Annotated in this window: 25 protein-coding genes and 2 pseudogenes; 17 read left to right on the top strand and 10 right to left on the bottom strand. The window is 63.8% G+C overall.

All coding sequences use genetic code 11. The features are described from left to right. The first annotated feature begins 59 nt into the window (after nt 1–59). The 5 genes from AC07WT_RS01770 (at nt 60) to AC07WT_RS01790 (ending at nt 4,169) form a co-directional block, all read left to right on the top strand. Entirely contained in the window at nt 60–776 is a 717-nt protein-coding gene (locus AC07WT_RS01770) for an SURF1 family protein (RefSeq protein WP_494945834.1), read from the top strand. A gap of 64 nt (nt 777–840) precedes the next feature. After that, nucleotides 841–1,503, top strand: a complete 663-nt coding sequence (locus tag AC07WT_RS01775) for an SCO family protein (protein ID WP_494945835.1) — start codon at nt 841–843, stop codon at nt 1,501–1,503. Nucleotides 1,504–1,525: 22 nt separating this feature from the next. After that, on the top strand, nt 1,526–2,635 hold the full coding sequence (locus tag AC07WT_RS01780) for a COX15/CtaA family protein (protein WP_494945836.1): 1,110 nt from the start codon (nt 1,526–1,528) through the stop codon (nt 2,633–2,635). 6 nt (nt 2,636–2,641) lie between these two features. After that, nucleotides 2,642–3,547 carry a heme o synthase gene (cyoE, locus tag AC07WT_RS01785; RefSeq protein ID WP_494945837.1) on the top strand — a complete coding sequence of 302 codons (906 nt, stop codon included), beginning with the start codon at nt 2,642–2,644 and terminating at the stop codon, nt 3,545–3,547. A 4-nt stretch (nt 3,548–3,551) separates the two neighbouring features. Beyond that, complete coding sequence (locus AC07WT_RS01790; protein WP_494945838.1) at nt 3,552–4,169, top strand: SCO family protein; 618 nt, start codon at nt 3,552–3,554, stop codon at nt 4,167–4,169. A gap of 77 nt (nt 4,170–4,246) precedes the next feature. Here AC07WT_RS01790 and AC07WT_RS01795 read toward each other — a convergent pair whose 3' ends face one another. Further along, nucleotides 4,247–4,537, bottom strand: a complete 291-nt coding sequence (locus AC07WT_RS01795; RefSeq protein ID WP_494945839.1) for a YciI family protein — start codon at nt 4,535–4,537, stop codon at nt 4,247–4,249. A gap of 96 nt (nt 4,538–4,633) precedes the next feature. Here AC07WT_RS01795 and AC07WT_RS01800 point away from each other — a divergent pair. Next, nucleotides 4,634–4,870, top strand: a pseudogene (locus AC07WT_RS01800) (hypothetical protein); the annotation flags it as partial. Nucleotides 4,871–5,066: 196 nt separating this feature from the next. Continuing rightward, nucleotides 5,067–5,879, top strand: coding sequence for a MetQ/NlpA family ABC transporter substrate-binding protein (locus tag AC07WT_RS01805; RefSeq protein ID WP_492591910.1), 813 nt, complete (start codon nt 5,067–5,069; stop codon nt 5,877–5,879). A gap of 110 nt (nt 5,880–5,989) precedes the next feature. On the opposite strand, the gene AC07WT_RS01810 is transcribed toward AC07WT_RS01805, so the two are convergent. Continuing rightward, nucleotides 5,990–6,916: a bifunctional helix-turn-helix transcriptional regulator/GNAT family N-acetyltransferase gene (locus AC07WT_RS01810; RefSeq protein ID WP_494945840.1), complete on the bottom strand. Its 927-nt coding sequence runs from the start codon at nt 6,914–6,916 to the stop codon at nt 5,990–5,992. A gap of 377 nt (nt 6,917–7,293) precedes the next feature. Between AC07WT_RS01810 and AC07WT_RS01815 the strand changes: the two genes are divergently transcribed. The 5 genes from AC07WT_RS01815 to nagE all read left to right on the top strand — a co-directional run bounded on the left by AC07WT_RS01815 (nt 7,294) and on the right by nagE (nt 14,764). Further along, nucleotides 7,294–8,028 carry a GntR family transcriptional regulator gene (locus AC07WT_RS01815; RefSeq protein WP_494945841.1) on the top strand — a complete coding sequence of 245 codons (735 nt, stop codon included), beginning with the start codon at nt 7,294–7,296 and terminating at the stop codon, nt 8,026–8,028. A gap of 110 nt (nt 8,029–8,138) precedes the next feature. Continuing rightward, a complete protein-coding gene (gene nagA, locus AC07WT_RS01820; protein ID WP_494945842.1) occupies nt 8,139–9,242 on the top strand; it encodes an N-acetylglucosamine-6-phosphate deacetylase in 1,104 nt (367 codons plus the stop codon). Beyond that, a complete protein-coding gene (locus AC07WT_RS01825; protein ID WP_492591975.1) occupies nt 9,235–10,242 on the top strand; it encodes an SIS domain-containing protein in 1,008 nt (335 codons plus the stop codon). The genes nagA and AC07WT_RS01825 overlap by 8 nt, the downstream gene beginning before the upstream one ends. Nucleotides 10,243–10,254: 12 nt before the next feature. Next, the gene (ptsP, locus tag AC07WT_RS01830; RefSeq protein ID WP_494945843.1) at nt 10,255–12,840 is read left to right on the top strand and encodes a phosphoenolpyruvate--protein phosphotransferase; all 2,586 of its coding nucleotides are present in this window, start codon (nt 10,255–10,257) and stop codon (nt 12,838–12,840) included. An 85-nt stretch (nt 12,841–12,925) separates the two neighbouring features. Continuing rightward, nucleotides 12,926–14,764 carry an N-acetylglucosamine-specific PTS transporter subunit IIBC gene (nagE, locus tag AC07WT_RS01835; protein WP_494945844.1) on the top strand — a complete coding sequence of 613 codons (1,839 nt, stop codon included), beginning with the start codon at nt 12,926–12,928 and terminating at the stop codon, nt 14,762–14,764. 149 nt (nt 14,765–14,913) lie between these two features. Here nagE and cydX read toward each other — a convergent pair whose 3' ends face one another. The 5 genes from cydX to rpoH all read right to left on the bottom strand — a co-directional run bounded on the left by cydX (nt 14,914) and on the right by rpoH (nt 19,387). Beyond that, complete coding sequence (gene cydX / locus AC07WT_RS01840; protein ID WP_492591916.1) at nt 14,914–15,030, bottom strand: cytochrome bd-I oxidase subunit CydX; 117 nt, start codon at nt 15,028–15,030, stop codon at nt 14,914–14,916. Between the two features lie 27 nt (nt 15,031–15,057). Next, nucleotides 15,058–16,194 carry a cytochrome d ubiquinol oxidase subunit II gene (gene cydB / locus AC07WT_RS01845; RefSeq protein ID WP_492591917.1) on the bottom strand — a complete coding sequence of 379 codons (1,137 nt, stop codon included), beginning with the start codon at nt 16,192–16,194 and terminating at the stop codon, nt 15,058–15,060. 37 nt (nt 16,195–16,231) lie between these two features. Beyond that, entirely contained in the window at nt 16,232–17,824 is a 1,593-nt protein-coding gene (locus AC07WT_RS01850; RefSeq protein WP_494945845.1) for a cytochrome ubiquinol oxidase subunit I, read from the bottom strand. After that, the gene (gene cydP / locus AC07WT_RS01855) at nt 17,814–18,074 is read right to left on the bottom strand and encodes a cytochrome oxidase putative small subunit CydP (protein ID WP_494945846.1); all 261 of its coding nucleotides are present in this window, start codon (nt 18,072–18,074) and stop codon (nt 17,814–17,816) included. Before cydP ends, AC07WT_RS01850 begins: the two co-directional genes overlap by 11 nt. Before the next feature lie 377 nt (nt 18,075–18,451). Then, the gene (gene rpoH / locus AC07WT_RS01860; RefSeq protein WP_492591920.1) at nt 18,452–19,387 is read right to left on the bottom strand and encodes an RNA polymerase sigma factor RpoH; all 936 of its coding nucleotides are present in this window, start codon (nt 19,385–19,387) and stop codon (nt 18,452–18,454) included. Between the two features lie 363 nt (nt 19,388–19,750). On the opposite strand from rpoH, the gene AC07WT_RS01865 reads away from it, so the two are divergent. Continuing rightward, nucleotides 19,751–20,314, top strand: a complete 564-nt coding sequence (locus tag AC07WT_RS01865) for an acyloxyacyl hydrolase (RefSeq protein ID WP_492591921.1) — start codon at nt 19,751–19,753, stop codon at nt 20,312–20,314. A 43-nt stretch (nt 20,315–20,357) separates the two neighbouring features. After that, complete coding sequence (locus AC07WT_RS01870) at nt 20,358–20,741, top strand: nuclear transport factor 2 family protein (protein ID WP_492591922.1); 384 nt, start codon at nt 20,358–20,360, stop codon at nt 20,739–20,741. Nucleotides 20,742–20,766: 25 nt separating this feature from the next. On the opposite strand, the pseudogene AC07WT_RS01875 reads toward AC07WT_RS01870, so the two are convergent. Both AC07WT_RS01875 and ybiB read right to left on the bottom strand, forming a co-directional pair. Then, nucleotides 20,767–21,156 (bottom strand): annotated as a pseudogene (locus AC07WT_RS01875) (beta/alpha barrel domain-containing protein); the annotation flags it as partial. A gap of 43 nt (nt 21,157–21,199) precedes the next feature. Beyond that, complete coding sequence (gene ybiB / locus AC07WT_RS01880) at nt 21,200–22,171, bottom strand: DNA-binding protein YbiB (protein WP_492591923.1); 972 nt, start codon at nt 22,169–22,171, stop codon at nt 21,200–21,202. A gap of 216 nt (nt 22,172–22,387) precedes the next feature. Between ybiB and AC07WT_RS01885 the strand changes: the two genes are divergently transcribed. Both AC07WT_RS01885 and maiA read left to right on the top strand, forming a co-directional pair. Further along, a complete protein-coding gene (locus AC07WT_RS01885) occupies nt 22,388–23,086 on the top strand; it encodes a fumarylacetoacetate hydrolase family protein (RefSeq protein WP_494945847.1) in 699 nt (232 codons plus the stop codon). A 24-nt stretch (nt 23,087–23,110) separates the two neighbouring features. Next, nucleotides 23,111–23,755 (top strand): maleylacetoacetate isomerase, encoded by a 645-nt coding sequence (gene maiA, locus AC07WT_RS01890; RefSeq protein ID WP_494945848.1) that lies wholly within the window; start codon nt 23,111–23,113, stop codon nt 23,753–23,755. A 73-nt stretch (nt 23,756–23,828) separates the two neighbouring features. On the opposite strand, the gene ftsY is transcribed toward maiA, so the two are convergent. After that, nucleotides 23,829–24,962, bottom strand: coding sequence for a signal recognition particle-docking protein FtsY (gene ftsY / locus AC07WT_RS01895; RefSeq protein WP_494945849.1), 1,134 nt, complete (start codon nt 24,960–24,962; stop codon nt 23,829–23,831). A 241-nt stretch (nt 24,963–25,203) separates the two neighbouring features. On the opposite strand from ftsY, the gene rsmD reads away from it, so the two are divergent. Beyond that, nucleotides 25,204–25,818, top strand: a complete 615-nt coding sequence (gene rsmD / locus AC07WT_RS01900) for a 16S rRNA (guanine(966)-N(2))-methyltransferase RsmD (protein WP_494945850.1) — start codon at nt 25,204–25,206, stop codon at nt 25,816–25,818. Nucleotides 25,819–25,844 lie beyond the last annotated feature (26 nt).

A 25,844-nucleotide genomic window follows, 5' to 3' on the forward strand; every position in this document is an offset into this window, starting at 1 on the left:
CGCGCCGGCGTCTGTCGTGTGTTCCAGGCGGTGCCGCAAGCGGTGGTGGAGTGTTTTCGGTGAAGATCCGCCTGATTCCCGCGCTGTTGATTCTGCTGGTGATCGCGGTGACGGTGCGGCTCGGTTTCTGGCAGCGCGACCGCGCGCATCGGAAGGAAGCGCTCGAAGCGCACATCGCACAGTTCGAAAATGCGCCCGCGCAGTTGATCGGCGCCGCACCGATTGAACTGAAGGGTATCGAATTTCATCGCGTGAAAGCGCGTGGCAGCTTCGTCGCGGACAAGGTCGTCTACCTCGATAATCGCCCGTATAACGATCAGCCGGGTTTTTACGTCGTGATGCCTTTTAAACTGGCCGGCGGCGGGTATGTGCTGGTCAATCGCGGCTGGCTGCCGCGCAACATGAACAATCGCGAGACGATCGCGCCGTACACCACGCCGCAAGGCGAGATCGACATCGAAGGCATTGCGCGTGCCGATGCCACGCGCGCATTCGAGTTGGGGCAGGGTGGTTCGGCCGCGCATCAACTGATCCGCCAGAATCTGGATACCGGCGCCTACGCGGCGGAAACCGGTCTGCCGCTGCAATCGTTCGTGATCCAGCAATTGAGCGGCGACGGCGACAAACTGGTGCGCGATTGGCCAGCGCCGACAAGCGGCGTCGAGCGTAACTACGGCTACATGTTCCAGTGGTGGGGCATGGCGGTCGCGGCCTTGGGCTTCGGTCTCTACGCCGCGCGCCGCGCCGCGAAGAAAGAGCACGCGCCGAGCGTGTAATGCAGCGCGCGCGGCTTCGTGGCCCAAGGGCCGGAACCGCGCAATCATTGAAAGAGGTCCTGTAGTGTCGACGCAATCTCCCCGTTCGCCGCAAGCCGGCAAATCCGCCGCACCCAAAGTGATGCCCGGCCAGCCGAACGGTCAGGGATCGTGGCGGCGTGGCCGCTGGACTCTGCTGCTGTTGGCGATCATCTGCGCCGCGCCGATCGTCGTGTCGTATTTCACGTACTACGTGATCAAGCCGGCCGGCGGCAGCACGAGCTACGGCACGCTGGTCGAACCGCAGCGGCCGATTCCCGAATCGCTCGTCGTGACAGGCGAAGACGGCAAGCCGGTCAAGCTCGCTTCATTGCGTGGCCGCTGGCTGCTGATCTCGGTCGACAGCAGCGCGTGCGACAAGGCCTGCGCCACCAAGCTGTACTTCATGCGACAAATCCGCGCAGCTCAAGGCCCGGAACGCGAGCGCGTCGTCGAGGTGTGGCTGCGCACCGATGCAGGCAAGGTCGCCGACGTGATACAAAAGGCCTACCCTGACACCGCCATGCTGGTCGCCGACCCGGCGCAGGTGTCAGCCTGGCTGCCCACCGACAACGGCACCAGGCTCACCGACCACCTCTACATGGTCGATCCGAACGGCAACCTGATGATGCGTTTCCCGAAAGATCCGAATCCCAGCAAGATCAAGGGCGACGTGACGAAGCTGCTCAAATGGTCGAGCATCGGCTGATGCCGCAACCAGGGTAAGAACGATGTTTGTACTGCAACTGGCCCTGATCGGCTTGTGTATTGCGTTGTTGCCGCTGTCCTACGTATGGGTCAAGGCCGACGACAACAAATTCCGCAAGCTGGTCTGGCTCACCACTTTCCTGACGCTGGACCTGGTGATGTTCGGCGGCTTCACGCGCCTCACCGATTCCGGCCTCGGCTGCCCGGACTGGCCGGGCTGCTATGGCACCTCGTCGCCGTTCATCGCGCACGCCGCGATTACCGCCGCGCATCAGGCGATGCCCACCGGGCCGGTCAGCATGACCAAAGCCTGGATCGAGATGATCCACCGTTACTTCGCGATGGCGATCGGCGTGCTGATCATCGCGCAGACCGTCATTGCGTGGACGGCTCGCATCAAGCGCCGTCCGTTGCATGTGTCGCCGTGGTGGCCGACCTCGCTGTTGCTGCTGATCCTCGTGCAGGGCGCGTTCGGCGCGTGGACGGTGACCATGAAGCTGCAACCGGTCATCGTGACGACGCACCTGCTGCTCGGTCTCGCGCTGCTCGGCACACTCGGCTGGCTGGCCGCCCGGCAGACACCGCTGCCTGCTTATGAGCCTGAAGCCGCGCGCTGGCGTGCGGCAGCGATTGGCGGGCTGATTCTGCTGGTCGCGCAGATTGCGCTGGGCGGCTGGGTCAGCACGAACTACGCGGTTCTCGCCTGCACGGATTTCCCGACCTGCAACGGCCAATGGGTCCCGCCGATGGACTTCGCGCACGGCTTCCACCTGTGGCGCGCGCTCGGCATGACCGGCGACGGCGACATGATCACACAGGACGCGCTGGTGGCGATCCACTGGACCCATCGCACGTTCGCGCTTGTGGTGGTCGCCTATCTGGTCTGGTTCGCGCTGAAGCTGCGCCGTTTCGAGTCGCTGCGGCGGCCGGCGAACGGCGTGCTGCTGGTGGTGTTGGTCCAGTTCGTCACCGGGCTGTCGAACATCGTCCTGCAATGGCCGTTGCCCGTTGCTGTCGCCCATAACGGTGGGGCCGCGATCCTGCTGCTTCTGCTCGTTATGTTAAACTTTCGGATCGCTTATAGCCGTCCCGGCCGCGCCGTGTTGCCTGCGCGCGATGCCGCGCCAGCGTGACCCCACATGGACAGCACAACACTCTCCCAAACGCCCGGCAGCCGGGTCTCCCAGTACATCGCCCTGACCAAGCCGCGCGTCACGCAGCTTGCGGTGTTCTGCGCCGTGATCGGCATGTTTCTTTCGACCCCCGGCATGGTGCCGTGGACCGTGCTGATCGGCGGCACCGTCGGCATCTGGCTGCTGGCCGGTGCGGCGTTCGCCATCAATTGCCTCGTCGAACAGAAAATCGACGCGAAGATGCGCCGTACCTCGTGGCGTCCATCCGCGCGCGGCGAGATCACGACCCCGCAGATCCTGCTGTTTTCGGCTGTGCTCGGCGGACTTGGCATGTGGACGCTCTACACGTTCGCCAATCCGCTCACCATGTGGCTGACGCTCGCCACTTTCGTCGGCTATGCGGTCATCTACACGCTATTGCTCAAGCCGGCCACGCCGCAGAACATCGTGATCGGCGGCGCGTCAGGCGCGATGCCGCCGGCGCTCGGCTGGGCCGCGGTCACCGGTCACGTGCCGGGCGACGCGTGGATTCTCGTGCTGATCATCTTCGTGTGGACGCCGCCGCATTTCTGGGCGCTCGCGCTGTATCGCCGCAAAGACTACGAAAACGCCGGCCTGCCGATGCTGCCGAACACGCACGGCGAGAAGTACACGCGGCTGCATATTCTGCTGTACACCGTGATCCTGTTCGCAGTCACGATGATGCCGTTCATCTCCGGCATGAGCGGCGTGGTGTATCTCGTGTCGGCGGTGCTGTTGGGCGCCGTGTTCCTTGCCTACGCGTGGAAGATCTATCGGGAATATTCCGACGACCTGGCGCGCAAAACCTTCCGTTACTCGATCGTGTATCTGTCGCTGCTGTTCGCCGCGCTGTTGATCGACCACTATGCGCGCGTCGTGATCGGCGCGTAACACCATGCTCAAAGACCGCCTCGCGCGTAGCGCGCGTGCTGCCGTGATTGCCTGTGCGCTCGGCGGCGCGCTGCTGGTGGCCGGCTGCGGCAAGCAGCAGCCGGCGTTCCAGAATGTCGATATCACCGGCAACACGCAATTCGCCGGCAACTTCTCGCTGCCCGACACGGCCGGCAAAATCCGCACGATGGCGGATTACAAGGGCAAAGTCGTGGTGCTGTTCTTTGGCTACACGCATTGCCCGGACGTTTGTCCGACCACGATGGCCGAGCTCTCGCAAGCGCTCCAGCAACTCGGCCCCGAGGACGCGAAACGCGTGCAGGTGCTGTTCGTCACCGTCGATCCGGAGCGCGACACGCCGGCTTTGCTGGCGCAGTACGTGCCGGCGTTCAATCCGACGTTCGTCGGTTTGCGTCCGGCCGACCAGGCGCAACTCACCAAGGTCACGAAAGATTTCCGCGTCTATTACGCGAAGGTACCGGGCAAGACCGCCGACAGCTACACGATGGATCACACCGCAGCGAGCTATGTGTTCGACCCGGACGGCAAGCTGCGGCTATTCGCGCGCGACGGCCAGGGCGCGACGCCTTGGGTGCACGATATCAAGCTGCTGCTGGATTGATACTTTGACGCGCGGCTGATGCACCCGGGCGCGCGCATCAGCCGCGCGCCCGTTTTCAAATTCTTCCGCAGTAACCCTCAAGCCGGAATCGGCAAATTCACCCCCGGCGCCAGCCGCGTCGCCTTGAACTCCGTCACCTCGTAGCGTGCGAGGTTCTGCTCGGCGAACGGATCACTGGCGAGAATCTCATCTAGCTTATCGCGCTCGATGCGCACCGCCAGAATGATGCCGCCGTCGCGCGGCACCTTCGGGCCGGCGGCCACGAACACGCCTGCTTCGAACTGTTTGGTCAGAAACGCGCGGTGTGCTTCCAGCGCGTCGTCGATGCGCTCGAGCGGTGCGGTGTAGATGAGATTGATGACGTACATGAGCGGCCTCGTGAGCGATTGATCTGGCCGCCTGTGCTCGCGGCCAATGGCCTTCAATTATCGACCAGCGGACGATTTGTTGCGCGGGCTCAACGCGTGTGCACGGCGGTGCAGCGCGTGACCGACATCATGGGCGAGATCGCCGCGGCGTCGGAAGAGCAGAGCAGCGGCATTTCGCAGGTCGGCCGCGCGGTCACGCAGATGGATGAAGTGACGCAGCAGAATGCGGCGCTGGTCGAGCAGGCTGCGGCTGCGGCGGTTTCGTTGCAGGATCAGGCGGGGCGTCTGCGTGACACGGTGAGCGAGTTCCGCGTGAACGGCGCCGTTGCGTGACGCAGCGATCGGCGGCAGTCGCAGCGCAGCGAATGCCGCCCGCGCCGATGCAGTGCATAACCATATGCGATTGTGATATTTCCCATCTCGCCAGACGTATGAGACCATTTGCGGTCCAGTTGGCGGCGCGTCCATAAGGCGCTCGCCGCCGGCTTCCACCCGAATCTGACATCGATCAGAAGAACGCGAGAATCACATGCAGCGCAGAAACATCCTCAAAGCCCTCTCCGCAGTGGTCGCCGGCGCGGCGATCGTCACCAGCTTCGGCGCGCATGCCGACGACAAGGCCGTCAAGGTCGGCACCATCGGCGGCCCGGATGCGCAAATCTGGGAAGTCGTCACCAAGGTCGCGAAGCGCGAAGGCCTGAACGTGAAGGTCGTCGAGTTCAACGACTATGTGCAGCCGAACGCCGCACTCGACGCGGGCGATCTCGACGCCAACAGCTTCCAGCATCAGCCGTACCTCGACAGCCAGATCAAGCAGCGCGGCTACAAGATCGTCAACGCCGGCCTCACGTACATCTCGCCGCTCGGCATCTATTCGAAGAAGCTGAAGTCGCTGAAGGACCTGCCGCAGGGCGCGAAGGTCGCGGTGCCGAACGATCCGTCGAACGAGAATCGCGCGCTGCTGCTGTTGCAGGCGCAAGGCGTGCTCAAGCTGAAGGCCGGCGCGGGCACCAACGGCAATAACGCAACGGCGCTGGATGTCGAGGACAATCCGAAGAAGATCAAGCTGGTCGAACTCGACGCCGCGCAACTGCCGCGCTCGCTGTCGGACGTCGATGCCGCGGCGATCAACACGAACTTCGCTTTGGCCGCCGGTCTGCAGCCGACCAAGGACGCGATCGCGCTCGAAGACATCCGCAGCCCGTACGCGAACCTGATCGCCGTGCGCGCGCAGGACAAGGACAAGCCGTGGGTCAGGAAGCTGGTCGCGGCCTACCAGTCGGAAGACGTGCGTCAGTTCATCAAGACGCAGTTCAAGGGTTCGGTGGTGCCGTCGTTCTAAGCAACTGCGCGCAACCGGTACCGCAAAGTAAAAACGCCACGGGAAACTGTGGCGTTTTTTTCGTCCGAACCGTCTTGCGTCCGTGCGGTTGCGCCCCGGCGAGCCCGAGGCTACAACGCCAACTCCCATCGCTCGATCGTCAGATCCTTGCCGAAACGCCGCTCCGCGCTCGTGCCTGCCAGCTGAAAACCGGCGCGCTCGCATAGCCGCCGTGGTTCCTTGAGCGTACTCGCGGTGGTCAGCGTGAGCTTGGTGTAACCCGCGCGCCTCGCGAACCGCACGCCTTCGTTCATCAGTTGCGTGCCGACGCCCAGACGCTGCACGTCCGGCTCGACCCACAGGAGCCGCACGGCCGCTACCGTCGTCGACACGCCGACGATGCACACCGAGCCGATCACCATGCCATCCTGGTCGGCGATCCAGCACATCTCGCGCAGCGGATCCTGACGTTGCGAATAATCTGCGACGACGCGCGCAAGCAAGCCTTCGAACGATTGGTCCCAGCCGTATTCCGCGGCGAACCACTGCGCCTGACGATGCACGAGCCAGCCGCACTCGCCCGCGCGCGGCTGGCGCAGGATCACGAGTTCGTGTTTTGGCCCGCCGTCGAGCAGCCGCTCGATCAGCTTCATCGCCGCGATCAGCTGCTCCTGGGAGAGCGTGCTGAGGCCGTTCAGCACCGCCGAGACCTCCTCGATGGCCGCCGTATCGAGCGGTGCATACGCGGCGTGACCGCCCTCGGTGAGGGCGATCAGCGACTGGCGCGCGTCCGTGTCGGACGGTCGTCGGGTAATCAGGTTGCGTCGTTCGAAGCTGGTCAGAAGGCGGCTCAGATAACCGCTGTCGAGTCCGAGATTGCGCCCCAGCACCGAGGCGGTCTGGGCACGTCCGCGGGATAGCTCGTGCAGTACGCGCACTTCCGTCAGCGAGAAGGCGCTCTTTTGCAAATGCTCGTGCAGCGCACCAATGTGCTGCGTGTAGAAGCGATTGAAATGGCGGACGGCCTGAGCACGCCGCAGCGCCTCGGAATCTGTCAAATGCGGCTCCCCGGGAATTTTTACTGGCTTGGTACACAGCACTATATTGGAACGCTTGCCATTAAAAAAGTCGCTGCGGCAAGGGGGGGCGCGTCAAACTGGTATCAGAAAGGTATCGATTCCCAGGGATTTCTGGCATTTGGGACAAGAACCAGTGCGAACCGCTCCGACGCTTTCCGCTATTGCGAATACGGGTAAATCCTGATCCCCGAAACCCGCGTTCCAAAGCCCCTTAACCGCCTTCTAACGCCGTACCGGCAAGGCTTTCCGCGGATACGAACCAGCATGGGACCAATCGATTGACTGGTATTATGTTGGTTATATAATGGGCTCTCATTTTCGTAGGCCGCACTCTTCAAGACGACCGCCGGAGCCCCATGGAAACTCGCTGGTCCGCACTGATGCCTGACGCCCGCAACGTCACGCCGCTTTATTTGCAGCTCGCGCGCAATCTGGCGACGGCGATCCACTGCGGCGTGTGGTCGGCGGGTGAAGCACTGCCTTCGGAGCGCACGCTGTCGGATGCGATCGGCGTGTCGCGCATCACCGCGCGCAAGGCGATCGAACTGCTGGTCGAACAAGGGCTGATCCGGCGTGCACGCGGCGCGGGCAGCTTCATCACGCCGCGCGTCGAAGACCCGCTGTCGCGGCTCACCGGCTTCACGAAGAAAATGCAGCAACGCGGTTTCCGGCCGGATTCGGTGTGGCTCGAGCGCGATATCCGCGCCGCCAACCGTGACGAGCTGGTGCACCTCGGCCTGTCGCCCGGCACGGCGGTGGCGAGTCTGCGGCGTCTGCGGCGTGCGGACGGCATCGTGATGGCGGTCGAACATTCCGCGTTGCCGGTGGCCGTCGTGCCCGACCCGCTGGCGATCGGCGTGTCGCTTTACAGCTATCTCGAACAACGCGGTGCCGCCGTCGTGCGCGCGTTGCAGCACTTTCGCGCGGTCAACGCATCGAGCGAGATCGCCGCGCTGATGGACATCGAACCGCGTTCGGCGTTGCTGGTCATTACCCGTATCGGCTATAGCGCCGAACAGCGAGCGATCGAACTGACCGACACCTATTGCCGCGACGATTACTACGATTTTGTCGCTGAATTGCGCACATGATTTGCGCCCCTGAATTGCGCACCTGAGCGGTCCGCGCGGCCAGCCGCCATGTGCGGCGCCAGACAGCGCGATTCAGTCACAACCTGCATTACGCCTCACCAGAGAGACTCATGCTGACCGGAAACATACTCACCACCGATGGGTGGATTCACGGCACGCTCGAATACGAAAACGGCCGCATCACGGCGCTGACCGGCGAACGCGTCGATCCGTCGACGAACGACGCGCCGTACATCCTGCCTGGCTTCATCGATCTGCACGTGCACGGCGGCGGCGGCGCCGACGTGATGGAAGACGGCGATGCGATCGAAACCATTACCCGCACGCACGCGCGCTACGGCACGACCAGCCTGCTCGCCACCACCATGACCGCGCCGCGCGACGAGTTGATGCGCGTGGTCGCCGGCCTCGGCGACGTGGCGCGGCTCCGCACGCCGGGCGGTTCGCGCGTGCTCGGCGTGCATCTTGAAGGGCCTTACATCAATCCCGGCAAGCTTGGCGCGCAACCGGACGCAGCCGTTTCGGCGGTGATGGACGAAGTGCTGAAGTATCTGTCGATCGCGCCGATTCGCGTGGTCACGCTGGCGCCGGAAATCGCCGGCCACATGGAGATCATCTCCGAGATGGCGGCGCGTGGTGTGCGCGTGCAGCTCGGCCATTCGCTCGGCACGTACGACGACGCGGTCGCCGCACTGAAACACGGCGCCTGCGGCTTCACGCATCTGTTCAACGCGATGTCGCCGCTGCATCACCGTAATCCCGGCCTCGTCGGTGCGGCGCTCGCGCACGCCGAGTTCGCCGAAATCATTCCCGATTTGCTGCACGTCCATCCGGGGGCGATCCGCGCTGCGTTGCGCGCGATTCCGCGTCTGTACGTCGTCACGGACAGCACCTCGGCCACCGGCATGCCGGACGGCGAATACCGCCTCGGCAGCCAGCACGTGACGAAGTGTCTCGGCGGCGTGCGTCTCGCCGACGGCACACTCGCCGGCAGCACCCTGACGATGGATCAGGCGCTGCGCAATCTTGTGTCGATCGGCTTGCCGATCGCCGATGTGTCGAACCGTTTGTCGCGCTATGCCGCCGACTACCTCGGCGTCGAAGACCGTGGCCGCATCGTGCGCGGCGCGTGGGCCGATGTGGTCGTATTCGACCGCGAACTGGCGTTGAGCGCGACTTACGTCGAAGGAGAATCGATTGTCGAATATGCTTAACGAAGCGCTGGCGTCCGCCGAAACGGTCGCCGCGCAACTCACGGATACCTCGCGCGTCGAGGCATTGGCGGCCGCGCTCGCGGATGAGCCGCGCCATGTCGCGCTGACGATCGCGCGCGGCAGTTCGGACCACGCGGCGAGTTACTTCGCAAGCCTGACGATGAGCCGTATCGGTGTGCCGGTCGCTTCGCTGCCGATGTCGGTCGCGACACTCCAGCAAGCGCCGCTGCAGGTGCGCGGTCAGCTCGCGCTGGCGTTTTCCCAGTCAGGCAAGAGTCCCGATCTGGTCGGCACGATGGAAGCGCTGCGCAATGCCGGTGCGTTGACCGTGGCCGCGGTGAATGCGCCTAGCTCGCCGTTGGCCGATGCGTGCGAGTGGCATCTGCCGCTCGTCGCCGGTCCTGAGCTGAGCGTCGCGGCCACCAAGAGCTACATCGCGATGCTGTCGATTTCCGCGCAACTCGTCGCGCACTGGCAGCGCGACGAAGCGCTGCTCGGCGCGCTGCGCACCTTGCCCGATGCGTTGCACGCGGCCGGCAAACTCGACTGGCCGAAAGCGATCGACGAATTGCGCGACATCGAACGCATGATCGTGATCGGCCGCGGCCTGGGTCTCGCGATCGCGCAGGAAGCCGCGCTGAAATTGAAGGAAACCTCCGGCATCCAGGCGGAAGCGTTTTCGAGCGCGGAAGTGCGGCATGGTCCGATGGAACTGATCGACCGCGACTATCCGCTGCTGGTCTTCGCACCGCGCGGACCGGAGCAGGCCGGCTTGCTGCAACTCGCGCGCGACATGCGGGCGCGCGGCGCCCGCGTGCTGCTGGCCGCTCCGGACGACGTGCCCGAAGCAAGCTTGCCGCTTGCCGCCACCGCTCATGCGGCGCTCGACCCGATCGCCGCGATCCTGTCCTTTTATGTGATGGCCGCCGGCCTTGCCGCCGCGCGCGGGCGCAATCCCGATGCGCCGCGCCATCTCAACAAAGTCACCGAAACTCACTGATCGAGAAATCAGATGCGACGTGTCGAGGAGTCCCGCTTGATGAGCCATTCTGAAGGCCATATTGTTTTGCTCGCGCCGATGACCGGTCCGGTCGTGCTGCTGGCGAACGTACCCGACCCAGTGTTCTCGGGTGGGATGTTCGGCGACGGCATCGGCGTCGATCCGCTCGAGGGCCGGCTCGTCGCGCCATACGACGGCACCGTCACCCATCTCGCGCGTACCGGTCACGCCGTGACGCTGGCCACCGCCGAAGGCGCGGAGATTTTGCTGCATATCGGTATCGATACGGTCAAGCTGAACGGCAAGGGTTTTGCGCCGATGGTCGCGCAAGGCGCTCACGTGCGCGCCGGCGATGTGTTGATCGAATTCGATCAGGACCAGGTCGCGCTGAATGCGCCGAGTCTCGTGTCGGTGATCGCGATCGCCAATTCGGAGGCGTTCGAGATTGTCGAGCGTGTCGAAAGCGGCATGCTCAAAGCAGGAGAAACGCCGCTGCTGGTCCTGCGCGCTCGCGCCGGTGCGGCCGCGCAGGCATCGCGTGAGGCGACCCACGTCACCGAAGAAGCGCGTCAGCAGATCACGCTGCTCCACGCCGGCGGTTTGCACGCGCGGCCGGCCGCGCGTGCTCGTGAAGCGGCGCGCGGTTTCGATGCGCGCGTCGAAGTGCGCTATGAAGGACGCAAGGCGGCGATCGGGAGCGTGGTCGGTCTGCTCGGTCTGGGTGCGGGTGAGGGCGCGACCGTCGAGTTGCTCGGCGTCGGCCCGCAAGCGGCCGAGGCTGTCGAAGCAATCGCCCGCGAACTGACGCGTGAAGCGCAGGGCGAAGTCGAGGAACAGCCCGCACGCCAAATCTCGCCGGCGCCGCAACCCGTCGCGCACGCTGTGGGCGAACCGCTCGCGCCGAATACGCTCGCGGGCGTGTGCGCGGCGCCGGGCGTCGCGGTCGGCAAGCTGGTGCGTTGGGACGACGCGGATATCGATCCGCCGGAACAAGCGAAGGGCACATCGGCGGCGGAAAGCCGTCTGCTCGATAAGGCGATCGCCACCGTCGATGCCGAGCTGGGCACCACCGTGCGCGACGCGTCGCAACGCGGCGCGGTCGGCGAAGCGGGTATTTTCGCGGTGCATCGCGTGCTGCTCGAGGACCCCACCTTGCTCGATGCCGCGCGCGATCTGATCAGCCTGGGCAAGAGCGCCGGCTTCGCATGGCGTGACACGATCCGCGCACAGATCGGCATCCTGACAAATATCGAAGACGCGTTGCTCGCCGAGCGTGCCGCCGACCTGCGCGACATCGAAAAGCGCGTCCTGCGTGCGCTGGGCTATACGAACGCCGCAGCGCGCACGTTGCCGGAAGAAGCCATCCTGGCGGCGGAGGAATTCACGCCGTCGGATCTGTCCTCGCTGGATCGCTCGCGCGTCACCGCGCTGGTGATGGCGCGCGGCGGCGCGACTTCGCATGCGGCGATTCTCGCGCGTCAAGCGGGCATCCCCGCGCTGGTCGCAGTCGGCGATGCGTTGCACGCGATTCCCGAGGGCACGCAAGTGGTGGTGAACGCCACCAATGGCCGCCTGGAATTCGCGCCGACCGAACTCGACGTCGAACGTGCGCGTCTCGAGCGCAACCGCCTCGCCGGCGTGCGTGAAGCGAACCGCCGCACTTCGCAACAGGCTGCCGTCACTTCCGACGGCCGCGCGATCGAAGTCGCCGCCAACATCGCCACGCTCGACGACGCGAAAACCGCAGTCGACAACGGCGCCGATTCCGTCGGCCTGCTGCGTACCGAACTGCTGTTCATCCACCGCGCGCAGGCGCCGACCACCGACGAACATCGTCAGAGCTACCAGGCAATCGTCGACGCATTGAATGGCCGCACCGCGATCATTCGCACGCTCGACGTCGGCGCGGACAAGGAAGTCGATTACCTGACGCTGCCGCCCGAACCGAATCCGGCGCTCGGCCTGCGCGGCATCCGCCTCGCACAAGTGCGCCCGGACCTGCTCGACGACCAGTTGCGCGGTCTGCTGTCGGTCAAGCCGTTCGGCGCCGTGCGCATCCTGCTGCCGATGGTGACCGATGTCGGCGAGCTGATCCGCCTGCGCAAACGTATCGACGACTTCGCCCGCGAGTTGGGCCGTACCGAGCCGATCGAAGTCGGCGTGATGATCGAAGTGCCGTCGGCGGCCTTGCTCGCCGATCAACTCTCGCGACACGCGGACTTCCTGTCGATCGGCACCAACGATCTGACGCAATACACGCTCGCCATGGACCGCTGCCAGGCCGATCTCGCCGCGCAGGCCGACGGCTTGCATCCGGCGGTGCTGAGGCTGATCGCGGCAACCGTGCAGGGCGCCGGCAAGCATGGCAAATGGGTCGGCGTCTGCGGCGCACTGGCGGGCGATCCGCTTGCGATGCCGCTGCTGGTCGGCCTCGGCGTGACCGAACTTTCGGTGGATCCGGTGTCGGTGCCGGGCATCAAGGCGCGGGTGCGCAATCTCGATTATCAGCTGTGCCGTCAACGCGCGCAGGATGCGCTGGCGCTCGAGTCGGCACAGGCGGTAAGAGCAGTGAGCCGCGAAACCTGGCCTCTGGACTGAACCCTACACGGTCCGCAACCAGCTTCGCTCAATCATCACGTACAGCTACAAAACTCAACGACGAGACAAAGGATTGGAGGTATCGATGGATGGGAATCCGTTTCTGAAGGTGCAGCGCCTTGGACGCGCGCTGATGCTGCCGATCGCGGTGCTGCCGGTTGCCGGCCTGCTGCTGCGCCTCGGCCAGCCCGATGTGTTCAACATCAAGATGGTCGCCGACGCCGGCGGCGCGATCTTCGACAACCTGCCGCTCCTGTTCGCGATCGGTGTGGCGGTCGGGTTCGCGAAAGACAACAACGGCGTGGCGGCGCTCGCGGGCGCGATCGGTTACCTGATCGAAATCGCGGTGATGAAGGACATCAACGACAAGCTCAACATGGGCGTGTTGTCCGGGATCGTGGCAGGTATCGTCGCGGGCTTGCTGTACAACAGGTACAAGGACATCAAGCTGCCGGACTACCTCGCGTTCTTCGGCGGGAAACGCTTCGTGCCGATTGTCACGGGCGTCGTATGTCTGGCGATAGGCATCGTGCTCGGCTATGTCTGGCAGCCTGTGCAGGCCGCCATCGACCTCGCCGGACACTGGCTGACGACCGCCGGCGCGATCGGTGCATTCGTGTTCGGCGTGCTGAACCGCTTGCTGCTCGTCACGGGTCTGCATCACATCCTGAATTCGCTGACGTGGTTCGTGTTCGGCACGTTCACGCCGGCGGGCGGCGCCGCTGTGACGGGCGACCTGCATCGCTTCTTCGCCGGTGACCCGACCGCGGGCACGTTCATGACGGGATTCTTCCCGGTCATGATGTTCGGCCTGCCGGCCGCGTGTCTGGCGATGTTCCATGAAGCACCGAAGGATCGCCGCGCGGTGGTCGGCGGCCTGCTGTTCTCGATGGCCCTCACGTCGTTCCTGACGGGCGTGACCGAGCCGATCGAATTCAGCTTCATGTTCCTCGCGCCGGTGCTGTATGTGTTCCACGCGTTGCTGACCGGTCTGTCGCTCGCGATCTGCTCGGCGCTCGGGATTCACCTCGGCTTCACGTTCTCCGCGGGCGCGATCGACTACGTGCTGAACTACGGCCTGTCGACCAAGGGCTGGTGGGCGATTCCGATCGGCCTCGCGTATGCGGTGGCGTACTACGGTCTGTTCCGCTTCTTTATCCGCAAATTCAACATGGCGACACCGGGCCGCGAACCCGCTGCCGCCGATGAACAGGTGGAGTCGTTCACCGCTGGTGGCTACGTCTCGCCGGCTACCGGTGCGGCCGTGCCGCGCGCGCAGCGTTATATCGCTGCGCTGGGCGGCGCGTCGAATCTGTCGCTGGTGGATGCCTGCACGACGCGGCTGCGTCTGTCGGTGGTCGATTCGGACAAGGTCTCGGAAAGCGATCTGAAGACGATCGGTGCGCGCGGTGTGCTCAAGCGCGGCTCGACCAATGTGCAGGTGATCATTGGGCCGGAAGCCGACATCATCGCCGACGAGATTCGCACCGTGATCGCGCAAGGTGGCGGTGAGCCCGTGAAGCCGGCTGCTGCTGCTGTTGCGCCTGTTGCGCCTGTTGCGCCTGTTGCGCCTGTTGCGCCTGCTGCACCGGCTGCACCGGCTGCACCGGCTGCCTCGGCGGCGCCCGCGGCGGCGGCAACGAGCGCTCGAGGCGGTCCGCTCGACCCCGATCCGCTGCGTTGGCTCGCCGTGTTCGGCGGCGCGGGCAACGTGCTGTCGCTGGACGCCGTGGCGGCGACGCGTCTGCGTGTCGTGGTGCGCGATCCGTCGGCGCTCGATCGTCAGCGTCTGGCTACGCTCGATACCGCATGGGTCTCGGCGGATACCTTCCACATCGTCGTTGGCGACGCCGCGCAACGCTACGCCGCACAACTGGCAACGCGTCTGCTAGTGGCTGGCGGGACGACACCTCTGCCGGTGTGATACAGGGGTGATGGAGCGCGCTGAGTCGCTTCATCGCCGGCAATGCGGCAATAAAAAGCGCGGCAATAAAAAAGCGGCACCTTGGAAGCAAGGTGCCGCTTTTGCGCTTACCGGCAGCGTCGACGGCGGTGTGTCCGTCACAGGATGCGTCAACGCGTCTTATGCTTGCCCGCTTCCAATGGCCGGCGCGATTCGAGCCACATCACGTTGATGACGCCGAACGCCAACGCCACGCCAATGCCGAGAATCCAGCTGAAATACCACATCGCAAACTCCTGTTAATCGTTTCCGGATCAATACATCGAATGGTGATTTTCTTCGAGCGCCGCGGCGGTCACCTTGCCGCGCAACACGCGATACACCCAGCTCGTATAGAGCAGGATGATCGGCAGGAAGATGATCACGGCGATCAGCATGATCTGCAGCGTCATCTGACTCGAGGTCGAATCCCACACCGTCAGGCTGCTGCGGCCGTCGAGCGAAGAGGGCATGATGAACGGGAACATCGAGAAGCCAGCCGTCAGAATCACGCCGATGATCATCAGCGAGGTCGACAGGAAGGCGCTCTTTTCGAAGCGCGAGCGCGCCAGCAGCAATGCCAGCACGCCGCCCACCACACCCGCTACCGGTGCGGTCATCATCCACGGATAGGTCGCGTAGTTGGTGAGCCACAAGCCCGGTGCGCCGAGCACGTTCTTCAGGAGCGGATTGGCGACGGTGTCGAGCGGCGCGGCGTTGACGATCTGGTAGCCGCCGATCATCGTCGCGATCAGTGCGCCGGCAATCAGAAACAGCACCACGCCGACCAGTGAGGCGATCCGCAGCGCCGTGGACGCGCGCTGTGCGACGATGCCGTCCGCCTTCATCTTCACGAAGGCCGCGCCGTGGGCGGCCAGCATCGACACGCTGACGAGCCCGCACAACACCGCAAATGGATTGAGCAGCGCGAAGAAGCTGCCGTGGTACGTGACGCGCAGATCGGTGTCGAACGAGAACGGCACGCCTTGCAGCAGGTTGCCGAACGCGACGCCGAACACCAGCGCCGGCACGAAGCCGCCGACGAACAGCGCCCAGTCCCATGCGTTGCGCCAGCGCGGGTCCTCGCGTTTGCTGCGGTAGTCGAAACCGACCGGCCGGAAGAACAGCGAGAACAGCACCAGCAGCATCGCAAAGTAAAAGCCGGAGAACGATGCGGCGTACACCAGCGGCCACGCGGCGAACATCGCGCCGCCCGCCGTGATGAACCACACCTGATTGCCTTCCCACGTCGCGCCGACCGTGTTCACGACGATGCGCCGCTCGGCGTCGGTCTTGCCGATGAATGGCAGCAGAATCGCCGCGCCCATGTCGAAGCCGTCGGTGAGCGCGAAGCCGATCAGCAGTACGCCGATCAGCACCCACCAGATCAGTTTGAGGGTTGCGTAATCCATGATGATGATTTTTCCCTTAAGACGGCGTGGCGGCGATTCATGCGGCCGTGTTGGACGGCAGCGGCTGATTCAGCGGCTGTTGTTCGTGGTGATAGCGGCCCGTATACAGCGACGAGGGCCCGAGCCGCGCGTACTTGAACATCAGCATGATTTCGATGATGAACAGCACCGTGTAGAACACCACGAAGCCGGCGATACTCAGATACAGGTCGGTCGGCGTCAGGCTCGACGCGGACAGCGCGGTCGGCAGAATGCCGGCGATGGTCCACGGTTGACGGCCCACCTCCGCGACGATCCAGCCGAATTCAGCCGCGAGCCACGGCAGCGGAATTGCCCACACGGCCCAGCGCAGGAACCAGCGGCGCTTATCCAGCAGCAGCGAGCGCTGCGCGCAGAACCAGAACGCCAGCACGAAGGTCGCGAGGAACAGAATGCCGAGGCCGACCATCAGGCGGAACGAGAAGAACACGGGCGCCACCGGCGGGATCGTCTTCCTGGCGGCCTGGGCGATCTGATCAGGCGTTGCATCGGTGACGTTCGCGGTGAACTGCTTGAGCATCAGGCCGTAGCCGAGGTCCTTTTTGTGCGCGTCGAAGGCGGCTTTCGCTTCGTCGGTGGCGTCGCCTTGCTTCAGTTTTTGCAGCGCGGCGTAGGCCAGCATGCCGTTCTTGATGCGCACCTCGTTCTGCGCCATCAAATCTTTCAGGCCGAGCACCGGTTCGTCGATCGAACGCGTTGCGATGAGGCCGAGCGCGTACGGAATCCGGATGGCGTAGTCGGTGCGCTCTCCCTTCTGGTTCGGAATGCCGAAGATCGTGAACGGTGCGGGTGCGGGCGCCGTCTCCCACTCGGATTCGATCGCGGCCAGCTTCACTTGCTGAACTTCGCCGGTACGGTAGCCGGACTCGTCGCCGAGCACGATCACGCACAGCGTCGACGCCAGGCCGAAACCCGCGGCGATCGCGAACGAGCGCAACGCGAATTCGGTATCGCGGCGCTTGAGCAGATACCACGACGACACGCCGAGCACGAGCATCGACGCCGTCACATAACCGGCCGATACGGTGTGCACGAACTTGACCTGTGCGACCGGATTGAAGAGCACGGAAAAGATGCTGTCGAGTTCCATGCGCATCGTCTGGTAGTTGAATTCTGCGCCGACCGGATTGTTCATCCAGCCGTTGGCCACCAGAATCCACAGCGCGGACAGGTTCGAACCGAGCGCGACGAGGAATGTGACGATCACGTGTTGCACTTTCGAGAGCCGCTTCCAGCCGAAGAAGAACAGCCCGACGAAGGTCGACTCGAGGAAGAATGCCATCAGGCCTTCCACTGCGAGCGGCACGCCAAAAATGTCGCCGACGTAATGTGAGTAGTACGACCAATTCGTGCCGAACTGAAATTCCAGCGTGAGGCCGGTCGTGACGCCCATCGCAAAGTTGATGCCGAACAGCTTGCCCCAGAACTGGGTCATGTCCTTGTAGATCTGCTTGCCGGTCATCACATAGACCGACTCCATGATGACGAGCAGCCAGGACAGGCCGAGCGTGAGCGGCACGAACAGAAAGTGATAAAGCGCCGTAATGGCGAACTGGAGGCGCGACAGTTCTACGACTTCGCTAACGGGCATGGGGATCACCTTGGGACGGATGCGAGACAGGCACGGACAGCAACGCCTGCGCGACTTGCTCAGGCGGCAGCGACATATGCTCCGCCTGCGGATGGTTGAAGAACGTGTATTTGAGCGCCATCAGCAGTGCGAGCTTGATGGCGAGGACGATGGCGATATCCCGCGCCAGCGTTGGACCGCGCACCCAGGCGGCGAGGCGCTTGCGCAAGCTTGGCCGGTGAGCGTTATTGCGATTGAGGGCTAGGGTCATGATCGGTCGAAGGCGACTTCACGCCGGTGAGTCCGGCTGGAACCAGGCCGCATTGCGGTCCGGCGAGTGCATCCCGATTCTAGGAGCATTGACCTTGTGCGCGTGAGTTCAGCGCTGCGGCATTGGGTCGCGAAGCTTGCCCCCTTCGGAGAGTATTGCAAGGTGACTTGAGATACGTCAAGGAATGCGCGCCGGCTGAGCGCGTTCCTGATTGAGTGCGACACTGGTGCGGAGATGCGCGAGCGCATCGGCGCCCGGCGCATCGGCGCCCGGCGCATCGGCGCCCGGATAGAAAAAAGCCCTGCCGTCTTGCGAGGGCAGGGCTCAGTGACCCAATAGCGCGCCGGGCAAGCCGGCGTTCTGGATCTCTTTAAGGGTTACGCATATTCCGCCAGCGCGCTGCGCATTTTCTTCATGGCGCTTGCCTCGATCTGGCGAATACGTTCGGCCGACACGCCAAATTCGTCGGCCAGTTCGTGCAGCGTCGAGCCACCCGAGCCGTCGTCTTCCACATGCAGCCAGCGTGCCTCGATGATGCGGCGGCTACGGGCGTCCAGCGATTCGAGCGCGCCGGCGATGCCGTCGCTTTGCAGCTTGTCGCGCTGACGCGAAGCCAGCATGGCGGTCGGCTCGCTATGCGAGTCGGCCAGATAGGCGATCGGCGCGTACGACTCTTCACCGTCTTCGACCTGACCTTCTAGCGCGATGTCGCCGCCGGAGAGCCGCGTTTCCATCTCGGCCACTTCTTCACGCTTCACGTTCAGCTCTTTGGCGAGACCTTCGATCTCATCCGGCGTGAATGCGCCCAAGCCCTGTTTGTGGCTGCGCAAGTTGAAGAACAGCTTGCGCTGCGCTTTGGTGGTGGCGACCTTCACCATGCGCCAGTTGCGCAGAATGTATTCGTGGATCTCGGCCTTGATCCAGTGCATCGCGTACGACACGAGGCGCACGTTCTGCTCCGGGTCGAAGCGCTTCACGGCCTTCATCAGGCCGATATTGCCTTCCTGGATCAGGTCGGCGTGCGGCAGGCCATAACCGAGATAGTTGCGCGCGATCGATACGACCAGCCGCAGGTGCGACAGGACGAGACGGCGCGCGGACTCGAGATTGTCCTGCTCGCGAAATTCGGTGGCGAACTGGCGTTCTTCCGCCGGCGTCAGCATCGGAATCCGATTTACGGCCTGGATGTAGGCGTCGATATTGCCCAGTTGACCGGGCAGCAGCGAGGAATGCGAGAGCGCCAGTGCACCTGCCGAAGCGGCCTTAGCCGACAACGGGCTCAGAGTATTCGGAAGGGTCATTGCATGGCTCACGTAGGAAACTCCTTTGGAATCAGACAAAAGCGTGGTCAGAGATCGACTCCAGCGTTGGATGTTAGCACTCTGATTTCCTGAGTGCTAACACTTAGAGGGTGTAGGGTCATCCAAGTTCCGTCTTTCGCTATTGAAGTTTAAGTTTCAATAGCCATCATACGCTCCTGTTGCCAGCGATGTGTAAGCCGTATGATTTACCTGACAAACCGCCTTCATACTTATAAGTGACCGATATTTTCTAAAAATGAAGTGACTAATTGCGAAAATTTCGACTTCTTCATATGGAGCGCCGGATCTGGTTTAAATTTAGAATAGGCAAAACCGTTAAAGATGATCAACGTTCGACCATAGTTCGGGTGTTCGATGAAGAACAAGAAGAATGCTTTGCGTGGTCTGGCTCTAAAAGGCGCTTCGGCGGCTGTGTTGCTTGGGGTATCGGGATTGGCCGCGGCCGATCAGTTCGGAGTGCAAGTTGCTGCGGGCGTGGCGGGTCACCACATCAAAAAATTCGATCTCGGTTTCGTCTGGGATCCGAATCTGACGTGGTGGCAAATCGGCGATTGGCATTTCTCGCTGATCGGCGAGGCGCACGTGGCCTGGTGGCATACGAACGAAGGGAACGTCCACGACGACATCGGCGAAATCGGCGTGACGCCGATCATCCGCTTCATCAAGGGTTCGGGGTCGATCCGCCCTTATATTGAAGCGGGTGCCGGCATCCGGTTGCTGTCGAGTCCCAGAATTTCTACGTCGCTCACCCTCGGGACGGCGTTCCAGTTCGCCGACATGGCGGGCGTCGGCGTGCAATTCGGCAGTCACCAGCAGTATCAGGCGGGCTACCGGTTCCAGCATATTTCCAACGGCGGTATCAAAGAGCCCAATCCTGGTATAAATTTCAGCCAGCTATATTTGCAATGTAACTTCTGACGACGGTGGCCACGTCCGGCTCATCGGTGCGAGGGGCTGAGCAATGGCGGCAAAATTGATCGAAGCGATTCGCGGGCTCGAGCGCGAGCGCTTTCGTGCGATGGTCGACGGCGACGGGCCGTCGCTCGATACGCTGCTCGCGGAAAACGTGAGCTATGTCCATACGAACGGCAAGCGTGAAACGAAGCGGCAGTTCATCGACGGCATTACAGCGGGACGCCGTCGCTATCGGCAGATCGAGGTGCAGTCGCAAGACGTGCTGCCGGTAGGGCGAGAGACCTGCGTCGTGACCGGGCGGGCGTTGATCGAGATGGAAGCGAACAACGGGGCGTTGCTGTTTCCGATCGCGTACACGGCGATTCATACGCAGGAAGACGGGCAATGGCGCCTGATTGCCTGGCAGGCGACGCGTTGCGCGATCGAGTGAGCCTTGTGAGCCCGCCTCGTTTCGCCGACAGCACGATGCTGTCGCGGTCGCCGAGATTGCGGTCCATCCATTCGATCTGATCGGCGAACACGTTCGGCGTCGTCGTTTCTATGCTTGCGGGCAGGTTGACGATCATCTTGTGATCGCGCGTGGGCCGCCACGTCTGTGCAACCGCGTCGCACACTTCGCGCGCGAACGTGAGTTCGGCCATGTTGAAGGTTTCCGGCGAGTACTGGAACGTCCAGCGGGTGCCGGGCCGTGCGATCAGCCCGGCGCGCGACGGCACGAATACTTCGATCGTCACGTCGTCGGGAATACGCTGTTCGTCGATCAGCTTGCGCACGAAATCGAAGACGGTTTGCGAAGCCGACGGAAAGCCGACGTCGATTTCCTTGAAGCCGATCGCCACCAGCAGCGAGCGCCGCGGTAAAAACCGCGTCGTGGCCATGCAACGCCCGTCACACGGGCGTTTTCGCGACGTCCGCAATCAGTTCGACTTGCCGTGAAATCGCGCTCGGCACCGGAGCCTCGCCGCGCAGCACGGCGCTGATCCACGCGGCCGTGGTTGGCGCGTCGCGTGCTTCGGGCAAGTCGACCTCGGGCGCGCCGGGCGATGAACGCTCGTGCGGCACGCGCGTTTCGCAGATGCCGTCGTGCAGCCAGTCGACCTGCACCTGACGCCGCGTGTCGGCCACCGCTTCGCCTTCGGTGCCGCGCGCGAGCAGGGCGCCGCCTGCCGCGGCGTCCGGATGCGTGTTGAAGAGTTGCGTGAGACTGTCCCGATACGGCGGATGGGTGTAGTTCACGAGCCGCAGGCCGGCGGGGGTGAACGGCTGCAGGATTTTTACGAGCGTGTGTGTCGAATTGCGCACGCCCATGCGGCGGCGCAGCGCGAGGAGCCGCGCGAGCTTCGGTGCAAGCACGCCGATCGGTGCGAACGCGAGACGCCGCTGCGCGAGGCTGTCTTCGATATCGGCGTGGTTTTGCGCGTGGGGGATGTCCAGATGCGTGAAGATTTCCGCGCTTGTCACGCGGCCCGGATCTTCGGTGACGCCATGCAGCAGCACCGGCACGCCCTCGCGCGCCAGCAGCAACGCCAGCAACGGCACGAGATTCGGTTGCTTGCGCGCGCCGTTGTAGGTCGGGATCGAGACAGGCCGGAACGCGCCGTGTGGCAGATGAACCGGTTCGAACGACGCGTGCGCGCCGGCCAGCATCGCGGCGAGTTCGTCGGCTGTTTCGCCCTTCACGCGATAGGCGAGCAGCACCGCGCCGAGTTCGAGGTCGGACACGCGGCCGTCGAGCATGGCGTCGTAGAGCGCGCGGGTATCTTCGGCGCTCAGCGCGCGGGCGCCGTTCGGGCCGCGGCCGATTTCCTTGATGAAACGGGCGCAGGGAAAGGCGGAAGTGGCGGTGGCAGAGTCGGTCATCGGGCGCAGTGGGACGTGGTGGCGTGCCGCCGTAAGCGGTTGGCCAAGGTATTCAAAGGACGAGATTCAGTGTGAGTATCGCATCTATGGCGGTCCCGCGAGACGATGCGCCGGTGCCGCCGGCCGTGCGCGTCAATGCGCGCCGTACTTTCGTGCGCGTTAAACTCGGTGTTTTATCGCCGCGCTGGCGGCACAATTCAAAAGACGGAGAACGGGATGAGTTACGTATTCGCACCCGCACCAGTGGTCGCGGTGCCGGTCGCGGGGGCCAGCGAACAGTTCGCGGTACGCCGCATCTATTGTGTGGGCCGTAACTACGAGGCGCACGCGCGTGAGATGGGGCATGATCCCGACCGCGAACCGCCGTTCTTCTTCACCAAACCGGCCGATGCCGTGCTGTACGTCGCACCTGGCGCAACCGGCGAATTCCCCTATCCGTCGCAATCGAATAACGTGCACTTCGAGATGGAACTGGTGGCGGCGATCGGCAAGGGCGGCAAGAACATTCCCGCTGAAAGCGCGCTCGACCACGTCTACGGCTATGCGCTGGGGCTCGACATGACGCGCCGCGATTTGCAGGCCGAGGCGAAGAAGCTGGGTCGTCCGTGGGATACCGCAAAGGGCTTCGATCACTCGGCGCCGATCGGTCCGATTCATCCGGTGACGACGGTCGGACATGTCGGCAAGGGCGCAATCTGGTTATCGGTGAACGGCGAGGAAAAGCAAAGCTCGGACGTGTCGCAACTGATCTGGTCGGTGGGCGAGACGGTCGCGTATCTGTCGACGCTGTTTGAACTGCAACCGGGCGATCTGATTTTTACCGGCACGCCGGAAGGCGTCGGCGCGGTGGTGCAGGGCGATCTGATGAAGGGTGGCGTGGACGGGCTCGGCGAGTTCAGCGTGCGGGTAGTCTGAAGACGGGCGGAGGAGACACACAACATGAAGCTCTACAGCTATTTTCGCAGCTCGGCATCTTATCGCGTGCGTATCGCGCTGAACTTGAAGAACCTGCCGTACGACTACGTGCCGGTGCATCTCGTGCGCGACGGGGGCGAGCAGTTGAAGCCCGAGTATCGCAAGGTGAATGTGGATGGCATCGTGCCGACCTTCGTCGACGGTAACGAAGTGATACCGCAGTCGCTCGCGATCATCGAATATCTGGAAGAAACGCATCCCGAGCCGCCGTTGCTGCCGGCGGCGCCGGTCGATCGCGCGTATGTGCGCTCGGTGGCGTTGCAGGTCGCGTGCGAGATTCATCCGCTGAACAACCTGCGCGTGCTGAAGTACCTGAAGCACACGCTGTGTGTGGACGACGACGCGAAGGACGCGTGGTACCGGCATTGGGTCGAGGCGGGCTTTACGACGCTCGAAGCGCATCTGGCGGGCGATTCGCGCACCGGCAAAATGTGCTTCGGCGATCAGCCGACGCTGGCCGACGCGTGTCTGATCCCGCAGGTGTTCAACGCGCAGCGTTTCAAGGTCGACACGGCGCGGTTCCCGACGATTCAACGCATCTACGATCACGCGATGCAACTCGATGCGTTCGCGCATGCGGCGCCTGGTGTGCAGCCGGACGCGGAATGATTCCGCGGTTTGAATAAGAAGGGCGCTCCACCGAGCGCCCTTTTTGCTATTTCGCTGCGAGCGGCATGTGCGCTCAACCGCCCAGCAAGGCGTCCGAAAATTCTTCCGCGCTGAACGGCTGCAAATCCTCGACCGTTTCGCCGACGCCGATGAAGTACACCGGGATCGGACGTTGCCGTGCGATTGCCGCAAGAATGCCGCCCTTCGCCGTGCCGTCGAGCTTGGTCACGATCAGGCCGGTGAGGCCGAGCGCGTCGTCGAAAGCCTTCACCTGTGCGAGCGCGTTCTGACCGGTGTTTGCGTCGATCACCAGCAGCACTTCGTGCGGCGCGCCGTCTTGCGCCTTGCCGATCACGCGCTTCACCTTGCGCAGTTCTTCCATCAGATGCAGTTGGGTCGGCAGACGGCCGGCGGTGTCGGCCATCAGCACGTCGATCTTGCGCGCACGCGCTGCGCCGACCGCGTCGAAGATCACCGCGGCCGGATCGCCGCTTTCCTGCGACACCACCGTCACATTGTTGCGCTGGCCCCAGATCGCCAGCTGCTCGCGCGCGGCGGCGCGGAAGGTGTCGCCCGCGGCCAGCAGCACCGATTGATCGAAGCTTTGCAGATGCTTGGCGAGCTTGCCGATGCTGGTGGTTTTGCCTGCGCCGTTGACGCCGGCGATCATCATCACGAGCGGTTGCGCGCGGCCGAGCATCAGCGATTTTTCCAGCGGCTCGAGCAGGTCGATCAGCAGCGTGCGCAGCGCCGCTTTGACCTGTTGCGGGTCGGTGAGACGCTCGGCGCGCACTTTCTCACGCAGCGATTCGAGCAGGAATTCGGTGGCGTCGACGCCCGCATCGGACATCAGCAGCGCGGTTTCCAGTTCCTCGTACAAATCCTCGTCGATCTTCGTGCCGACGAAAATACCGGTCAGGCTCGAACTGGTTTTCGACAGGCCGGTTTTCAGGCGCGTGAGCCAGGAACGCTTCGCGCCCGCGTCCTGCAGCGGCGGCGGAACGATTTCGACAGTTTCCAGCTCGGCCTCAGCGGCCCGCGGCTCGTTTGCCGGTGGAGCGGCCGGCGGCTGCACCTCGATGCGAACCGGGGCAGCCGGCGTCTCTATGGGTGCCTCGGGCGCCAGGGCTTCCGGCGGCGTCTGCGATTCGTCTGGCGCGTTATCGGACTCTTTCGAACCCTTGAATCGTTTGAAAAAGCTGAACATGATCTGGCGTGGTGAGAGCGCGCGCCGATGCGCGCAGCCGGCACGAAACCGGCAGGAGCGGCAGGCAGCGTTGCGATGCGGGATGCAAGGCGCTGGAAGCCGCACATTTTATCAGGCGCGCCGCTGCCCGTCGTATCGGCCGAACGGACAGGCTGGACGCGGCGCGCCCCTGTGGTAACGTTGGCGCTCCAGCCCGCTCGCATCGGCGTGACGGGCGCCTTTCTTACGTAATCGAAACTGCATGCCCCGTTCCGCATCTTCACGCGCCCACGGCGCTTCATCCAAAGGCGGCAAAGCGCACGCTATCCGTATCATCGGCGGCGACTGGAAGCGCACGCCGCTACCCGTGCTCGATCTCGACGGCCTGCGGCCCACGCCCGACCGCGTGCGCGAAACGCTGTTCAACTGGCTTGGCCAACGTCTGGATGGCCAGCGCTGCCTCGATCTGTTCGCCGGCAGCGGCGCGCTGGGCTTCGAGGCGGCCTCGCGCGGCGCGGCACGGGTGTTGATGGTCGAGCGCAATGCGCGGGCCGCCAGCCAGCTGCGCGCGAACCAGGAGCGTCTGTCGGCGCGCATGATCGAAATCGCTGAAGCAGACGGTTTACGGCTCGCAGCAAGCCTCGCACCCGGATCGTTCGACGTGGTATTCCTCGATCCGCCGTTCGGCGACGATCTGCTCGACAAGGCGCTCGCGCTGGCCGTGCCGCTGTTGAGCGCGGAGGGCTTTCTGTATGTCGAAGCCGGCGCCGCGCTCGAGCTCGTCGAGAACGAGACGCTCGCCGGCTGGCAGATCGTGCGGCAAGGCAAAGCCGGAGCTGTCCACTTTCATTTGCTGCAGCGCGAAAATAAGGAATAATGCGCGTTCCAAAACAAGCGCCGGAC

The organism is Paraburkholderia sp. GW821-FHT02A12, from assembly GCF_059422005.1.

Bases quoted from the DNA above. Each gene is read 5' to 3' on its own strand.
- AC07WT_RS01780 (WP_494945836.1), top strand. From the start codon at position 1,526: ATGTTTGTACTGCAACTGGCCCTGATCGGCTTGTGTATTGCGTTGTTG.
- cyoE (WP_494945837.1), top strand. From the start codon at position 2,642: ATGGACAGCACAACACTCTCCCAAACGCCCGGCAGCCGGGTCTCCCAG.
- AC07WT_RS01790 (WP_494945838.1), top strand. From the start codon at position 3,552: ATGCTCAAAGACCGCCTCGCGCGTAGCGCGCGTGCTGCCGTGATTGCC.
- AC07WT_RS01795 (WP_494945839.1), bottom strand. From the start codon at position 4,537: ATGTACGTCATCAATCTCATCTACACCGCACCGCTCGAGCGCATCGAC.
- AC07WT_RS01805 (WP_492591910.1), top strand. From the start codon at position 5,067: ATGCAGCGCAGAAACATCCTCAAAGCCCTCTCCGCAGTGGTCGCCGGC.
- AC07WT_RS01815 (WP_494945841.1), top strand. From the start codon at position 7,294: ATGGAAACTCGCTGGTCCGCACTGATGCCTGACGCCCGCAACGTCACG.
- nagA (WP_494945842.1), top strand. From the start codon at position 8,139: ATGCTGACCGGAAACATACTCACCACCGATGGGTGGATTCACGGCACG.
- AC07WT_RS01825 (WP_492591975.1), top strand. From the start codon at position 9,235: ATGCTTAACGAAGCGCTGGCGTCCGCCGAAACGGTCGCCGCGCAACTC.
- ptsP (WP_494945843.1), top strand. From the start codon at position 10,255: ATGCGACGTGTCGAGGAGTCCCGCTTGATGAGCCATTCTGAAGGCCAT.
- nagE (WP_494945844.1), top strand. From the start codon at position 12,926: ATGGATGGGAATCCGTTTCTGAAGGTGCAGCGCCTTGGACGCGCGCTG.
- cydX (WP_492591916.1), bottom strand. From the start codon at position 15,030: ATGTGGTATTTCAGCTGGATTCTCGGCATTGGCGTGGCGTTGGCGTTC.
- cydB (WP_492591917.1), bottom strand. From the start codon at position 16,194: ATGGATTACGCAACCCTCAAACTGATCTGGTGGGTGCTGATCGGCGTA.
- AC07WT_RS01850 (WP_494945845.1), bottom strand. From the start codon at position 17,824: ATGCCCGTTAGCGAAGTCGTAGAACTGTCGCGCCTCCAGTTCGCCATT.
- cydP (WP_494945846.1), bottom strand. From the start codon at position 18,074: ATGACCCTAGCCCTCAATCGCAATAACGCTCACCGGCCAAGCTTGCGC.
- AC07WT_RS01865 (WP_492591921.1), top strand. From the start codon at position 19,751: ATGAAGAACAAGAAGAATGCTTTGCGTGGTCTGGCTCTAAAAGGCGCT.
- AC07WT_RS01870 (WP_492591922.1), top strand. From the start codon at position 20,358: ATGGCGGCAAAATTGATCGAAGCGATTCGCGGGCTCGAGCGCGAGCGC.
- ybiB (WP_492591923.1), bottom strand. From the start codon at position 22,171: ATGACCGACTCTGCCACCGCCACTTCCGCCTTTCCCTGCGCCCGTTTC.
- AC07WT_RS01885 (WP_494945847.1), top strand. From the start codon at position 22,388: ATGAGTTACGTATTCGCACCCGCACCAGTGGTCGCGGTGCCGGTCGCG.
- maiA (WP_494945848.1), top strand. From the start codon at position 23,111: ATGAAGCTCTACAGCTATTTTCGCAGCTCGGCATCTTATCGCGTGCGT.
- ftsY (WP_494945849.1), bottom strand. From the start codon at position 24,962: ATGTTCAGCTTTTTCAAACGATTCAAGGGTTCGAAAGAGTCCGATAAC.
- rsmD (WP_494945850.1), top strand. From the start codon at position 25,204: ATGCCCCGTTCCGCATCTTCACGCGCCCACGGCGCTTCATCCAAAGGC.